Genomic DNA, 13947 nt, shown 5'->3' on the forward strand with positions numbered 1-13947 from the left:
CCCCGCCTCCTCCTGTGGGAGCGAGCCTGCTCGCGAAAGCGGTCAAACATTCAACATTGAAGTTGACTGACCCGACGCATTCGCGAGCAGGCTCGCTCCCACAAAGGATTCGGGGATGAATTCATAAACAGGGCTGAAGCATGCCGCAACCGTTCATATTCCGTACCGTCGACCTGGATGGCCAGACCCTCCGCACGGCAGTACGCCCCGGCAAGCCTCACTTGACGCCCTTGCTGATTTTCAACGGCATCGGCGCCAACCTGGAGCTGGTGTTTCCGTTCGTCGCCGCACTGGACCCGGACCTGGAAGTCATCGCCTTCGACGTTCCCGGTGTCGGCGGTTCGTCGACGCCAAATCTTCCGTACCGCTTTCCCAGCCTGGCGAAACTCACGGCACGCATGCTCGATTACCTCGATTACGGACAGGTCAATGTGATCGGCGTGTCCTGGGGTGGCGCCCTGGCGCAGCAGTTCGCCTATGACTATCCGGAGCGCTGCAAGAAGCTGGTGCTGGCCGCCACGGCGGCGGGCGCGGTAATGGTGCCAGGCAAGCCGAAAGTGCTGTGGATGATGGCCAGCCCACGACGTTACATCCAGCCGTCGCACGTGATCCGCATCGCGCCGATGATCTACGGCGGCTCGTTCCGCCGCGACCCGACGCTGGCCGCAAGCCATGCGGCCAAGGTGCGTTCGGCGGGCAAGCTGGGTTACTACTGGCAGTTGTTCGCCGGTCTCGGCTGGACCAGCATTCACTGGCTGCACAAGATCAACCAGCCGACCCTGGTACTGGCCGGCGACGACGATCCATTGATCCCGTTGGTCAACATGCGTTTGCTGGCCTGGCGGATTCCCAACGCCCAGTTGCACATCATCGATGACGGGCATTTGTTCCTGATTACCCGGGCCGAAGCCGTGGCGCCGATCATCATGAAGTTTCTCGAGGAGGAGCGGCAGCGTGCGGTGATGCACCCGCACCCGTCGCCACTGGGCGGTTAATCCGCCGCGCTTTTCTCAAGAAAAGTGGACGGCAGGATGCCGCGCCGCGCAACAACCCGTTACAGCGTCTATGGTGTTCTGGTTCGGTGTGTTTGTATTTGGCCTGAAGACGAAGGAGTGTTGAGTCATGCGCGACAAACCAGCGAGGGAATCTCTACCGACTCCCGCCGCGTTCATCAATGCACAGAGTGCGATTACCGGCCTGAGAGGTCGGGATCTGTTTTCAACCCTGCGCAGCGTTGCCGCACATGGTTTGCGCAACCCGGTGCACAGCGCCCGGCACGCCCTGAAACTGGGCGGTCAATTGGGTCGGGTGCTGCTGGGCGAAACCCTGCACCCGACCAACCCGCAAGACAGCCGTTTCACCGATCCGGCCTGGAGCCTCAACCCGTTTTATCGTCGCAGCCTGCAGGCCTACCTGAGTTGGCAGAAGCAGGTCAAAAGCTGGATCGACGAGAGCAACATGAGCCCGGACGATCGTGCCCGCGCGCACTTCGCGTTTGCCCTGCTCAATGATGCCGTGTCGCCGTCCAACAGCCTGCTCAATCCGCTGGCAATCAAGGAAATATTCAACTCCGGCGGCAATAGCCTGATCCGCGGGATCAGTCACCTGGTAGACGATTTCCTGCACAACGATGGTCTGCCCCGGCAGGTTACCAAGCAGGCTTTCGAAGTCGGCAAGACCGTGGCGACCACCACCGGCGCCGTGGTGTTCCGCAATGAACTGCTGGAACTGATCCAGTACAAGCCGATGAGCGAAAAGCAGTATTCCAAACCGCTGCTGGTGGTACCGCCACAGATCAACAAGTACTACATTTTCGACCTGAGCCCCCACAACAGCTTCGTCCAGTTCGCGCTCAAGAATGGCCTGCAAACCTTCGTGATCAGTTGGCGCAACCCCGATGTGCGCCATCGCGAATGGGGTCTGTCGAGCTACGTTGAAGCGGTGGAAGAAGCCATGAATGTCTGCCGGGCGATCACCGGCGCGCGCGAAGTCAACCTGATGGGCGCCTGCGCCGGCGGCTTGACCATTGCCGCGCTGCAAGGTCACTTGCAGGCCAAACGGCAGTTGCGGCGGGTGTCCAGTGCGACGTACCTGGTCAGCCTGCTCGATAGCCAGCTGGATTCGCCGGCAACCCTCTTCGCCGACGAGCAGACCCTGGAAGCCGCCAAGCGCCGCTCCTATCAAAAAGGCGTGCTCGACGGTCGGGACATGGCCAAGGTCTTCGCCTGGATGCGCCCCAACGATCTGATCTGGAGTTACTTCGTCAATAACTACTTGCTGGGCAAGGAGCCACCGGCGTTCGACATCCTCTACTGGAACAACGACAACACGCGTCTGCCGGCAGCGCTGCATGGCGATTTGCTGGATTTCTTCAAGCACAACCCGCTGAGCCATCCGGGCGGCCTCGAAGTGTGCGGCACGCCGATCGACTTGCAGAAAGTCACCGTCGACAGCTTCAGCGTTGCCGGCATCAACGACCACATCACGCCGTGGGATGCGGTGTATCGCTCGACGCTGCTGCTGGGGGGCGAGCGCCGCTTCGTACTGTCCAATAGCGGCCATGTGCAGAGCATTCTCAACCCGCCGAGCAACCCGAAAGCCAACTACGTCGAGGGTGCCAAACTGAGCAGCGACCCACGGGCCTGGTATTACGACGCCAAGCAAGTCGACGGCAGCTGGTGGACGCAATGGCTGGGCTGGATTCAGGAGCGCTCGGGCGCACAAAAGGAAACCCTCATGACCCTGGGTAACCAGAACTATCCACCGATGGAGGCAGCGCCCGGGACTTACGTGCGCGTGCGCTGAAACTCAACACTCCACAGCCGGCACCCATCCCTGTAGGAGCGAGCTTGCTCGCGAAAAACGTTTGGGCAACGCGTTTATCCAGACAGCACGCGTTATCGTTAACGTCCATCGCGAGCAAGCTCGCTCCTACAGAGTTGGGGTTCGCTTGACATGATCATTAAGAAGACTGGATGAAAACCCGCGACCGCATCCTCGAATGTGCCCTGCAGTTGTTCAATCAGAAGGGCGAACCGAACGTCTCCACCATGGAAGTTGCCAACGAAATGGGCATCAGCCCCGGCAACCTCTACTACCACTTCCACGGCAAGGAGCCGTTGATACTCGGGCTGTTCGAACGCTTTCAGGCCGAGCTGGCGCCCTTGCTCGATCCACCCGCCGACGTCGAACTGGGCCCCGAGGATTACTGGCTGTTCCTGCACCTGATCGTCGAACGCCTGGCCCACTATCGTTTTCTGTTCCAGGACCTGTCGAACCTGGCCGGGCGCTTGCCGAAACTGGCAAAGGGCATTCGAAACCTGCTCAACGGCCTGAAGCGCACGCTGGCCTCATTGCTGGCGCAATTGAAGGCCCAGGGGCAATTGGTCAGCGAAACCCAGGCCCTGGGGCAACTGGTGGAACAGATCACCATGACCCTGCTGTTCTCGCTGGACTATCAGCGGATTCTCGACCGTGAAGGTGAAGTGCGATTGGTGGTTTACCAGATCATGATGCTGGTGGCCCCGCATCTGTTGCCGCCGATCAAAATAGCGACGGAGCGATTGGCGCTTCAATACCTGGAAGAACACGAATAATCCTGACCACAACATTCCCTGTGGGAGCGAGCCTGCTCGCGAAAGCGGTGTGACAGTCGCCAGGAATGCTGAATGGCATATCGCATTCGCGAGCAGGCTCGCTCCCACAGGGGGACTGCGGTGCTCTTGGGATTGTGCACAAACAAAAACGCCCGACCTTGGCAGGCCGGGCGTTTTCTTGAACCCTGAAGAATCAGGACTGACTGGTTGGCGTCGATGGAGCTGGCGCGACAGTCGGGGTTACAGCAGGGGTCGGTGCGGCAGCGGAGTTCGATGCGCTGACCGGAGCAGCCGGGGTTGCCGGCTTGGCGGCTGCCACTGCTGGTTTGGCTGCGGCGGCTTTAGGAGCGGCCGGTTTTTTCACTGCGGGCTTCTTCGCGGCAGCTGGTTTGGCTGCTGCGGTTTTTGCTGCAGGTTTAGCCGCAGCTTTCGCTGCGACCGGTTTGGCCGCCGGCTTGGCAGCGGCAGGTTTTGCAGCGGCAGTTTTGGCAGCAGGTTTAGCCGCCGCTTTGGCCAGCGGTTTGGCTGCGGTCTTGGCGGCCGGTTTGGCTGCCGCGGTTTTTGCCGCAACAGGCGCAACCTTGGCACCGGTCAGTTTTTCGATTTGCTTGGTCAGGGTATCGACCTTGCTGTGCAGTGCCTTGACCTCATTGCGGCTCGGTACGCCCAGACGCGAAATAGCGCTGTTCAGGCGCTTGTCGAAAGCCCCTTCCAGCTCATCCCACTTGCCCAGTGCGCGGTCTTTCACGCCGCTGATGCGCGACTTGGCCGAAGAAGCGGAGTCCTTCGCGGTATCCTTGGCAGTGTCGACTTTCTTGCCAATCGCCTTCTCGGCCTTCTCGCCGTCTTTAACCAATGCATCGAAGATTTTGCTGCCGTCAGTGTCGATCTTCGAGTACACGCCTAAACCAGCCAGCCAGATTTTTCGGGAGTAGTCTTCGACTTTCCCGATCCACGAGCTGCTTTCTTTTTCGGTGTTCTTTTTAACAGCCATCCCGTTCTCCTTAAGATTTACGCGCGACGCGTTCGAGCAGTGCCGTCAGCTCATCGAGTTTGACAGAGAGTGTCTCAACGTCATGTTTAGACGGAATGCCGATACGATTCAAGGCACTTGCGACACGCGAGTCGAACGCCTTCTCGACCTTGTCGAGTTGCAGTTCGACCCGGCCCTTGAAAGTGCTCACTTCAGTCTTGGCTTCGTCGATCTCGGCATTGGCTGCCTCGAGTTTCTCGGCGACTGCCTTTTTGCTTTTGTTTTCAACAGTTTGACCAGCCTTGATCAGCTCTTGAAAGTACTCGCTGCCCTCTTGGCCAACCTTGGCGTAGGCCCCCAGGCCTGCCAGCCAGATCTTGCGGGCATAGGATTTGACGTCGCTGAGAGCGGCGGTCGAAGCGTCGATTTTTTTCTTCAAAATAACTTTGGCCATGGTGCACCTCACGCGCAGAAGGTTTGAGGAACTGCCCGCGAAAGTGTCGGGCTCCGGCACAAAGTAGGGAGAAAAATTAGAAACGGCACCCTAACAACTGACATAAACAGCAGGTGCCGCAAACCTGTAGGAGCAAAGCTTGCTCGCGATGGCATCAACCCGGTGTAACTGAAAAACCGAGGTGCCTGCATCGCGAGCAAGCTTTGCTCCTACAGAAAAGCGCGAGCTACACCAACGCTTTATCCAGCCCCTTTTCGATTTCCGCCTTGATCATGCTGCTCATGGCCGACATCATCAGGCCCAACTCCACATCGACCCTGATCGAATCTTCGCTCACATGCACTGCACCTTTCACACCCGGACGCTTGAGGTTCAGGGTGTCACCGGACCATTGCGGCTCCAGGCCATATTGGTCGCAGAGTTTCTGCGCCAGCTTGTCGGCCTTCTCGCGCGCCGCTTCCTTACCCAGGCCGTGGACACGCTCAACACTAATACGGGCCATTGATTGACTCCTGCTTTTTGAATACAGCCATGAATGCTTGTTCGGTGATTCCTGACCGCTGCTGCGGCAAAACGTCCCGAGGTTGATCCATCTTACCTTCAGCCTTGCCAAGACAAAGCATCCCTTGGGGATTAGAATGTCGCGCATTCTCTTTTGGTGACAGCGATATGACTGATCAGCGCAAAGGCAGCGATGCCGAACCCACCACTCACTTCGGCTTCAAAAACGTTCCGGAAAGCCAGAAAGCGGAAAAAGTCGCTGAGGTTTTCCATTCGGTAGCCGCCAAGTACGACCTGATGAACGACCTTCTGTCGGGTGGCATGCACCGTCTATGGAAGCGTTTCGCGATCGAGCTGTCGGGTGTTCGCACCGGCAACCGCGTGCTGGACATCGCCGGCGGCACTGGCGACCTGACCCGCAAGTTCTCGCATCTCGTAGGCCCGACCGGTCAGGTAGTGCTGGCCGACATCAACGAATCCATGCTCAAGGTCGGTCGTGACCGCCTGCTGGACCTCGGTGTGGCCGGCAATGTCGAATTCGTCCAGGCCGACGCGGAAAAACTGCCGTTCCCGGACAACCATTTCGACTGCGTGACCATCGCGTTCGGCCTGCGCAACGTCACGCACAAGGAAGACGCCCTGCGCTCCATGCTGCGTGTACTCAAGCCGGGCGGCCGCCTGCTGGTGCTGGAGTTCTCCAAGCCGACCAACGCGCTGATGTCCAAGGCCTACGACGCCTACTCGTTCGCCTTCATGCCGTTGATGGGCAAGCTGATCACCAATGACTCGGAAAGCTATCGCTACCTGGCCGAGTCGATCCGCATGCACCCGAACCAGGAAACCCTGAAGTCGATGATGGTCGAGGCCGGTTTCGACCGCGTGACCTATCACAACATGACCGCAGGCATCGTCGCCCTGCACCGCGGCATCAAGCCCTGATGCTGCTCGCCGGCCTGCTCGCCAGCGTTGAACTCGGCCTGAACCGGGTGTTGCGTCTCGACAGCACGGCGCTGCCGCGGCTGGCGCACTTGAGCGGCAAGGTGATTGCCGTCGATTGCCGCAGCCCGGCACTGAAAATGTTCATCCTTCCCAGCGATGAAGGCCTGATGCTCGCCTCCCAATGGGAAACCGGCGCCGACTGCACTTTGCGCGCGCCGGCCTCCAGCCTGTTGAAACTGGCGATGAGCAAGGACAAGACGTCGGTGCTGCATGCGCCGCAAGTCGAGCTCGACGGCGATAGCGGGGTGCTGCTGGAACTGGCGGCCATCCTGCAGGACCTTGAGCTGGACTGGGAGTACGAACTCTCGCGCTGGCTCGGCCCCGTTGCCACGCAACTGGTCGGCGGCCACCTGCGCAGCCGCGCTCGCTGGTATCAGCAAGGTTTCGCCAGCCTGGGCCAAAATCTGGGCGAATACCTGGCAGAAGAATCACGCACCCTCGTCGGTCAACGCGAAGCCGAAGCCCGATTCAGTGAATTGGACCAGATCAAACTTGATCTGGAACGTCTCGAGGCGCGTTTCGAGCGCCTTTCCCGATCCCTCGACCCAAGCGATAACGCATGAAGCTGCTTGCCGTCCGCCGACTGTTGCGCATCCAGCGCGTCGTAATCCGCTACCGCCTCGATGACCTGCTGTTCGCCCTGCCGCTGCCCTGGTTCTTGCGGGCGCTGCGCTATGCCTTGCCGTGGCGCTGGTTCCCGCGCAAGACCCTCGACCTGAGCCGTGGCGCGCGATTGCGCCTGGCGTTGCAGGACCTTGGGCCGATTTTCATCAAGTTCGGGCAGATTTTGTCCACCCGGCGCGACCTGCTGCCCGAAGACATCGCCGATGAGCTGATGATGTTGCAGGACCGCGTGCCGCCGTTCGATTCGCAAGTGTCGATCAAGCTGATCGAAGACCAGCTCGGCAAGAAGATCAGCGAAGTGTTCAGCCGCTTCGACGTCGAACCCCTGGCCTCGGCCTCGGTGGCGCAGGTGCATGCCGCGCAACTGAAAACCGGTGAAGAAGTCGTCGTCAAGGTGATCCGCCCGGGCCTCAAGCCGGTGATCAAGCAGGATCTGGCGTGGCTGTTCATCCTCGCCCGCGCCGCCGAAAAAGTCTCTGCCGATGCGCGCCTGCTGCACCCGGTGGACGTGGTCAGCGACTACGAAAAAACCATCTACGATGAACTCGACCTGCTGCGCGAGGCGGCCAACGCCAGCCAGTTGAAGCGCAACTTCGACGGCTCGCCGCTGCTGTACGTGCCGCAAGTCTACTGGGACTGGTGCCGGCCGAAAGTGCTGGTGATGGAGCGCATCTACGGCATTCAGGTCACCGACCTGGCCACCCTGGCCGACCAGCGCACCGACATGAAAATGCTCGCCGAACGTGGTGTGGAAATATTCTTCACCCAGGTGTTCCGCGATAGCTTCTTCCATGCCGACATGCACCCCGGCAACATTTTCGTCAGCACCGTGAACCCGTGGAGTCCGCAGTACATTGCGATCGACTGCGGCATCGTCGGCAGCCTGACCCCCGAGGACCAGGATTACCTGGCGCGCAACCTGTTCGCCTTCTTCAAGCGTGATTATCGGCGCGTGGCGCAGTTGCACATCGACTCAGGCTGGGTGCCGGCCGAGACCAAACTCAACGAATTCGAAGCGGCGATCCGTACGGTGTGCGAGCCGATCTTCGAAAAACCGTTAAAGGATATTTCCTTCGGTCAGGTGCTGATGCGCCTGTTCCAGACGGCGCGGCGCTTCAACATGGAAGTGCAGCCGCAACTCGTGCTGCTGCAAAAAACCCTGTTGAACATCGAAGGCCTGGGCCGCCAGCTGTACCCGGAACTCGACCTGTGGAACACCGCGCAGCCGTTCCTCGAGCGCTGGATGCGCGAACGTGTCAGCCCAAAGGCCTTGTTCGGCAACGTGCAGAGCCAGATCGAGCAGATCCCGCACCTGGCCAACATGACCCGCGACTTGCTCGAACGCCTGTCCCAGCCCCACGCCAGCGATCCGCCGCCATCATGGCACCGACGCCGGGACGACTGGTTCCTGCGCCTGCTGGGCACCGCCCACCTGGCCGGCGGCGCCATCCTCGCCGCCGGAGGCCCGCTGAATCAGTTGGCCTATTGGCCAGCTGGCATCATGATGGCCGTCGGCTTGTATCTGGTCGTTCGCCGATAGCCAGTCGCGTCGCACGCTGGCACACTGTTTGAACGCCCTGATTTGTAATTTAGGCCACGGCTAAAGAAGTGCGGGCCGCATCGGAGTCGAAGATGAAAAACTGGCTGGACGAGATCAAGTGGGACGCTGACGGCCTGGTGCCCGCCATTGCCCAGGATCACAAGACCGGGCGCGTCCTGATGATGGCCTGGATGAACCGTGAGGCACTGGAACTGACCGCTGCCGAGAACCGTGCGATCTACTGGTCGCGCTCCCGTGGCAAGCTGTGGCGCAAGGGCGAAGAATCCGGCCATGTGCAGACCTTGCACGAGATGCGCCTGGACTGTGATGCCGATGTCATCATCCTGATGGTCGAGCAGATCGGCGATATCGCCTGCCATACCGGCCGCCAGAGCTGCTTCTACCGTGTCTACGAAAACGGCGACTGGACAACCGTCGACCCGGTCCTCAAGGATCCGCATGCCATCTATTCCGCAGGACACAAACATGAGTGACACTCTGACCCGTCTGGCACAAGTACTGGAAGAGCGCAAAGGCGCCGCCGCCGACAGCTCGTATGTCGCCAGCCTGTACCACAAGGGCTTGAACAAGATTCTGGAAAAAGTCGGCGAAGAGTCGGTCGAAACCATCATTGCCGCCAAGGATGCCGCCGTCAGCGGCGACTGCAGCGATGTGATCTACGAAACCGCCGATTTGTGGTTCCACAGCATGGTCATGCTCGCCCAATTGGGGCAGCATCCACAGGCTGTACTCGATGAACTGGACCGTCGCTTCGGTCTGTCCGGACACGCCGAGAAAGCCTCGCGTCCGTCCGCATGAATAACTATTAGAGAGGAGCAGCAACATGGGCATTTTTGACTGGAAACACTGGATCGTCATCCTGGTTGTTGTCGTGCTGGTTTTCGGCACCAAGAAACTGAAAAACCTCGGTACTGACGTCGGCGAATCGATCAAGGGCTTCAAGAAAGCCATGAACGACGACGAAAAACCGGCCGACCCGACAGCGAACCCGGCCCAACCGGTGCCACCTGTTCAGCCGCAGGCTTCGGTGAACCAGCCGCACACCATCGACGTGCAGGCACAAAAAGTCGAAGAGCCGATCCGCAAAGACGTGTGAGCACAGACTTATGTTTGGTATCAGCTTCTCTGAACTGCTGCTCGTCGGCCTCGTTGCCCTGCTGGTCCTGGGCCCCGAGCGTCTGCCGGGCGCTGCGCGCACCGCCGGCCTGTGGGTCGGACGCCTGAAGCGCAGCTTCAACGCGATCAAACAGGAAGTTGAACGTGAAATCGGTGCCGACGAAATTCGTCGGCAACTGCACAACGAGCACATTCTGTCCCTGGAGCAGGAGGCACGGAAGATCTTCACGCCGACCCAACAGGAGCCGACGCCGGTTACGCCTGAGGCGACGCCGACGACTCAGGCTCCTGCCGTCGAACCTGCACCTGCTGAACCGACGCCCGTTGTTGCAGCGACACCGGTTGAACCCGTTACACCTGCGGCTGCGCCTGTCGTGCCGGCCCCTCAAGACCCAACATTGCCGCCGCGAGCCCCATGAGCGATCTTCCTGAAAACGACCAGCACATGCCGCTGGTTTCGCACCTCACCGAGTTGCGTACCCGTCTGCTGCGCTGTGTAGCGGCGATCTTCATCATTTTCGCCGGGTTGTTCGCCTTCACCCAGCAGATCTACACCTTCGTCTCCACACCGCTGCGCCAGTACCTGCCAGTGGGCGCGACGATGATCGCCACCGATGTGTCGTCGCCGTTCCTGACGCCACTGAAGCTGACGATGATGGTCTCGCTGTTCCTCGCCATCCCGGTGATCCTGCACCAGATCTGGGGCTTCATCGCGCCGGGCCTGTACAAGCATGAGAAACGCATTGCCGTGCCCTTGCTGGTATCGAGCATCCTGCTGTTCTACGCCGGCATGGCGTTCGCCTACTTCCTGGTGTTCCCGCTGATCTTCAAGTTCTTTGCCGCCGCCACCCCGGCCGGTGTGGAAATGATGACCGACATCACCAGCTACCTCGATTTCGTCATGACGCTGTTCTTCGCCTTCGGCGTGGCGTTCGAAATTCCGGTGGCCGTGGTGCTGCTGGTGTGGATCGGCGTGGTCGACGTCAAATACCTGAAGAAAATCCGTCCATACGTCGTCATCGGCTGCTTCGTGGTCGGCATGATCCTGACGCCGCCGGACATCTTCTCGCAGACGCTTCTGGCTGTCCCGATGTGGCTGTTGTTTGAAATTGGCGTGCTGTTCGGCGGCCTGATCAGCAAACGCGGCGAACATCCTGACGACCAACCGGCTGACGATCACAACGACCAACCGCCAGCGACCCAGCCGTGAACCTGCTGCTCCTCGAAGACGCCGACTTCATTGCGGCCGACCGGGTGATCCTGCGCGATCGCCGCCTGACCCACATGCAGGAAGTCCATCGCTGCGAAGTCGGTGACAGCATGCGCGTCGGGCGTCTTGGCGGGCTGATGGGCTCGGCCGAAGTACTGCGCCTGGACGCCGCTGAAGCGGAGTTGCGCGTCATCCTCGACCAGCCACCACCGGCCAAGCTGCCATTGACCCTGGTACTGGCCCTGCCACGCCCCAAAATGCTGCGCAGGGTGTTCCAGACCGTGGCCGCCATGGGTGTGCCACGCGTCGTGCTGGTGAACAGCTATCGTGTCGAGAAGAGCTTCTGGCAGACCCCATTCCTGGAGCCGGAAGCGATTCGCGAGCAATTGATCCTCGGCCTCGAACAGGCCCGGGACAGCGTGCTGCCACAGGTCACCATCGAGAAGCGCTTCAAGCCGTTCGTCGAAGACCGCCTGCCTGGCATCACCGACGGCACCCTCGGCCTGGTTGGCCATCCAGGAAACTACCCACCCTGCCCGCGCGCACTGAATGAACCGGTGACATTGGCCATCGGCCCGGAGGGCGGCTGGATTCCTTACGAAATCGATTTGCTCGGCAAGTCCGGCCTGCAACCGGTGCAGCTGGGCGAGCGCATCCTGCGGGTTGAAACCGCTGTCACTGCGCTGCTGGCACGACTCTTCTAACTTCCAACACCATCCATTGTGGGAGCGAGCCTGCTCGCGAATAGGGACTATCAGTCGACATTGAAGTGGCTGACCTACCGCTTTCGCGAGCAGGCTCGCTCCCACAGGTCATCATTTGCTCTCCGCCCGTACATCGGACGCTTCCTACAGAACCCCACTCCCCTGCCGATACAACCTCCATAAAACCAATGTATGGTCCGGGGGAGATGCAGCATGTACCAATGGCTGGCCGATAAACTGGGGAACGTAAGCGTCAATCGCAAACTGGGCATCGGCTTCGGTCTTGTGTTGCTGCTGACTTTGCTGATCACCGTCACCGGCTGGAGCGGCCTGGGCGATGTGACCAGTCGCGGCGATAAGCTGGGGTTCATTTCCGATATCAACGGCCTGACCAAAGACCTGCGTATTGCCCGTCTGGACTACGAAATGCGCCGCGGCGAACAAGGCCCGGGCGCCGTCAACGACCTGCTTGGCAAGCTCGACAGCAGCCTGCAGGCCGCTCGCCGGATGATCGAGCAACCCGCCGATGTGGCCATGATCGACCAGCAACTGGCCGCCGTCAGTCAGTACAAGCAAGCCTTCGCCGCCATGACCCAGGCCGGCGCCAACCGCGAATACGCCCGCAGCAAACTGGGCGCGACCGCCGACAATGCCGTGGCCAAGGTTGCCGAAGTCGAAAAATCCATGCTGCAAGGCGACAGCGTTGTGCAGTTCAACAGCGTGATCGACCTGAGCAAACTGATCCAGCAGGCACGCTTTCAGGTGCGCGGCTACACCTACAGCGGCAAGACCGAAGCCGAGCAGCCCGCACTGGACGCCATCGACAATGCCCTGAAATACCTGGAAAGCCTGCCGTCGAAACTGCCGGAACAGCACATCGCCAACCTGCAGCAAGCGACCGACTCGCTCAAGGCCTACCGCGCGGCGGTCAGTCAGTACCGTGATTCCCAGGTCGCCAGTGCCGAAGCGCTCAAACGCATGGGCACCCAGGGCGAAATCCTGCTCGATGTGAGCAACAAGCTCACCCTGTCGCAAACCCTCGTGCGTGACACCGATGTGGCGCACGCCCGGAACATGCTGCTGCTGGCAACTGCCCTGGCCCTGGTCTTCGGCCTGTTCGCCGCCTGGGCCATCACCCGGCAGATCGTGGTCCCGCTGAACCAGACCCTCAAAGTGGCCGAACGCATCGCCGCCGGTGACCTGACCCACGACCTGACCTCCAAGCGCCAGGACGAGTTGGGCCAGCTGCAACGGGCTATTCAAGGTATGACCCAGGGCCTGCGCGCATTGATTGGCGGTATCAGCGATGGCGTTACCCAGATCGCCAGCGCCGCCGAAGAGTTGTCGGCGGTCACCGAGCAGACCAGCGCCGGGGTCAACAGCCAGAAGGTCGAAACCGACCAGGTGGCCACCGCCATGAACGAAATGACCGCCACCGTGCAGGAAGTCGCGCGCAACGCCGAAGAAGCCTCCGAAGCCGCGGTCGCTGCCGACCAGCAGGCCCGCGAAGGTGACAAGGTGGTCGGCGAAGCCATCGCGCAGATTGAGCGCCTGGCCAAGGAAGTCGGCAACTCCACCGAAGCCATGGGCGAGCTCAAGCGCGAAAGCGACAAGATCGGCAGCGTGCTCGACGTGATCAAGTCCGTGGCCCAGCAAACCAACCTGCTGGCGCTCAACGCCGCCATCGAAGCCGCCCGTGCCGGTGAAGCCGGGCGCGGTTTTGCCGTGGTCGCCGATGAAGTCCGCAGCCTGGCCCAGCGCACCCAGAAATCCACCGAAGAGATTGAAGAACTGATCGTCGGCCTGCAAAACGGCACACAACAAGTGGCGACCATCATGGACAACAGCCGCAGCCTGACCGACAGCAGCGTCGAACTGACCCGCCGCGCCGGCAGCTCACTGGAAAGCATCACTCGCACGGTGTCAGCGATCCAGGCGATGAACCAGCAAATCGCCGCCGCTGCCGAGCAGCAAACCGCCGTGGCCGAAGAGATCAACCGTAGCGTACTGAATGTGCGGGATGTGTCGGACCAGACGTCGGCAGCGAGCGAAGAGACCGCGGCGTCCAGCGTTGAGCTGGCGCGGTTGGGGACGCATTTGCAGATGTTGGTGGGCAAGTTCAGGGTTTGAGGTGATTCATGGACTTCGGTTCGCTCTGGACCGAGGTGATGCAATCGCGGACAAGCCCGCTCCCACAGGTTTGAGGGTG

General features: G+C 60.6%; 16 protein-coding genes and 1 pseudogene. 14 read left to right on the forward strand and 3 right to left on the reverse strand.

Features of this window, described 5'->3' with window-relative positions:
• The first annotated feature begins 140 nt into the window (after window positions 1-140).
• From phaZ to BJ917_RS17130, 3 genes are all read left to right on the forward strand, one after another.
• Window positions 141-995 carry a poly(3-hydroxyalkanoate) depolymerase gene (phaZ, locus tag BJ917_RS17115; RefSeq protein WP_096513808.1) on the forward strand — a complete coding sequence of 285 codons (855 nt, stop codon included), beginning with the start codon at window positions 141-143 and terminating at the stop codon, window positions 993-995.
• Window positions 996-1122: 127 nt separating this feature from the next.
• The gene (gene phaC / locus BJ917_RS17120; protein WP_096513809.1) at window positions 1123-2805 is read left to right on the forward strand and encodes a class II poly(R)-hydroxyalkanoic acid synthase; all 1683 of its coding nucleotides are present in this window, start codon (window positions 1123-1125) and stop codon (window positions 2803-2805) included.
• A gap of 170 nt (window positions 2806-2975) precedes the next feature.
• Window positions 2976-3596, forward strand: a complete 621-nt coding sequence (locus BJ917_RS17130; protein WP_096513811.1) for a TetR/AcrR family transcriptional regulator — start codon at window positions 2976-2978, stop codon at window positions 3594-3596.
• A gap of 193 nt (window positions 3597-3789) precedes the next feature.
• Here the strand turns inward: BJ917_RS17130 and BJ917_RS17135 are convergent, their stop codons facing one another.
• The 3 genes from BJ917_RS17135 to BJ917_RS17145 all read right to left on the reverse strand — a co-directional run bounded on the left by BJ917_RS17135 (window position 3790) and on the right by BJ917_RS17145 (window position 5525).
• Window positions 3790-4590 carry a phasin family protein gene (locus BJ917_RS17135; protein WP_096513812.1) on the reverse strand — a complete coding sequence of 267 codons (801 nt, stop codon included), beginning with the start codon at window positions 4588-4590 and terminating at the stop codon, window positions 3790-3792.
• A 10-nt stretch (window positions 4591-4600) separates the two neighbouring features.
• Entirely contained in the window at window positions 4601-5023 is a 423-nt protein-coding gene (locus BJ917_RS17140; RefSeq protein ID WP_096513813.1) for a phasin family protein, read from the reverse strand.
• A 226-nt stretch (window positions 5024-5249) separates the two neighbouring features.
• Entirely contained in the window at window positions 5250-5525 is a 276-nt protein-coding gene (locus BJ917_RS17145; protein WP_096513814.1) for a polyhydroxyalkanoic acid system family protein, read from the reverse strand.
• Between the two features lie 167 nt (window positions 5526-5692).
• Between BJ917_RS17145 and ubiE the strand changes: the two genes are divergently transcribed.
• The 11 genes and pseudogenes from ubiE (at window position 5693) to BJ917_RS32765 (ending at window position 13868) form a co-directional block, all read left to right on the forward strand.
• Window positions 5693-6463 carry a bifunctional demethylmenaquinone methyltransferase/2-methoxy-6-polyprenyl-1,4-benzoquinol methylase UbiE gene (gene ubiE, locus BJ917_RS17150; protein WP_007989286.1) on the forward strand — a complete coding sequence of 257 codons (771 nt, stop codon included), beginning with the start codon at window positions 5693-5695 and terminating at the stop codon, window positions 6461-6463.
• Window positions 6463-7086, forward strand: a complete 624-nt coding sequence (locus tag BJ917_RS17155) for an SCP2 domain-containing protein (protein WP_096513815.1) — start codon at window positions 6463-6465, stop codon at window positions 7084-7086. The genes ubiE and BJ917_RS17155 overlap by 1 nt, the downstream gene beginning before the upstream one ends.
• Window positions 7083-8687 carry a ubiquinone biosynthesis regulatory protein kinase UbiB gene (ubiB, locus tag BJ917_RS17160; RefSeq protein ID WP_121103918.1) on the forward strand — a complete coding sequence of 535 codons (1605 nt, stop codon included), beginning with the start codon at window positions 7083-7085 and terminating at the stop codon, window positions 8685-8687. The genes BJ917_RS17155 and ubiB overlap by 4 nt, the downstream gene beginning before the upstream one ends.
• 92 nt (window positions 8688-8779) lie before the next feature.
• Window positions 8780-9181: a phosphoribosyl-AMP cyclohydrolase gene (gene hisI / locus BJ917_RS17165; protein ID WP_007989281.1), complete on the forward strand. Its 402-nt coding sequence runs from the start codon at window positions 8780-8782 to the stop codon at window positions 9179-9181.
• A complete protein-coding gene (locus tag BJ917_RS17170; protein ID WP_046816939.1) occupies window positions 9174-9506 on the forward strand; it encodes a phosphoribosyl-ATP diphosphatase in 333 nt (110 codons plus the stop codon). Before hisI ends, BJ917_RS17170 begins: the two co-directional genes overlap by 8 nt.
• Window positions 9507-9531: 25 nt before the next feature.
• The gene (locus BJ917_RS17175; RefSeq protein ID WP_096513817.1) at window positions 9532-9804 is read left to right on the forward strand and encodes a twin-arginine translocase TatA/TatE family subunit; all 273 of its coding nucleotides are present in this window, start codon (window positions 9532-9534) and stop codon (window positions 9802-9804) included.
• A 10-nt stretch (window positions 9805-9814) separates the two neighbouring features.
• Window positions 9815-10243: a Sec-independent protein translocase protein TatB gene (gene tatB, locus BJ917_RS17180; protein ID WP_096513818.1), complete on the forward strand. Its 429-nt coding sequence runs from the start codon at window positions 9815-9817 to the stop codon at window positions 10241-10243.
• Complete coding sequence (tatC, locus tag BJ917_RS17185) at window positions 10240-11034, forward strand: twin-arginine translocase subunit TatC (protein WP_096513819.1); 795 nt, start codon at window positions 10240-10242, stop codon at window positions 11032-11034. The genes tatB and tatC overlap by 4 nt, the downstream gene beginning before the upstream one ends.
• Window positions 11031-11738 carry a 16S rRNA (uracil(1498)-N(3))-methyltransferase gene (locus tag BJ917_RS17190; protein ID WP_121103919.1) on the forward strand — a complete coding sequence of 236 codons (708 nt, stop codon included), beginning with the start codon at window positions 11031-11033 and terminating at the stop codon, window positions 11736-11738. Before tatC ends, BJ917_RS17190 begins: the two co-directional genes overlap by 4 nt.
• Before the next feature lie 213 nt (window positions 11739-11951).
• A pseudogene (locus BJ917_RS32760) lies at window positions 11952-13013 on the forward strand (methyl-accepting chemotaxis protein); the annotation flags it as partial.
• Window positions 13014-13154: 141 nt separating this feature from the next.
• On the forward strand, window positions 13155-13868 hold the full coding sequence (locus BJ917_RS32765; RefSeq protein WP_372237734.1) for a methyl-accepting chemotaxis protein: 714 nt from the start codon (window positions 13155-13157) through the stop codon (window positions 13866-13868).
• The last annotated feature ends 79 nt before the right edge of the window (window positions 13869-13947 follow it).

It is taken from the genome of Pseudomonas sp. WPR_5_2 (assembly GCF_003634475.1).
In the GTDB taxonomy this organism is placed as follows: Bacteria; Pseudomonadota; Gammaproteobacteria; order Pseudomonadales; family Pseudomonadaceae; genus Aquipseudomonas; species Aquipseudomonas izuensis.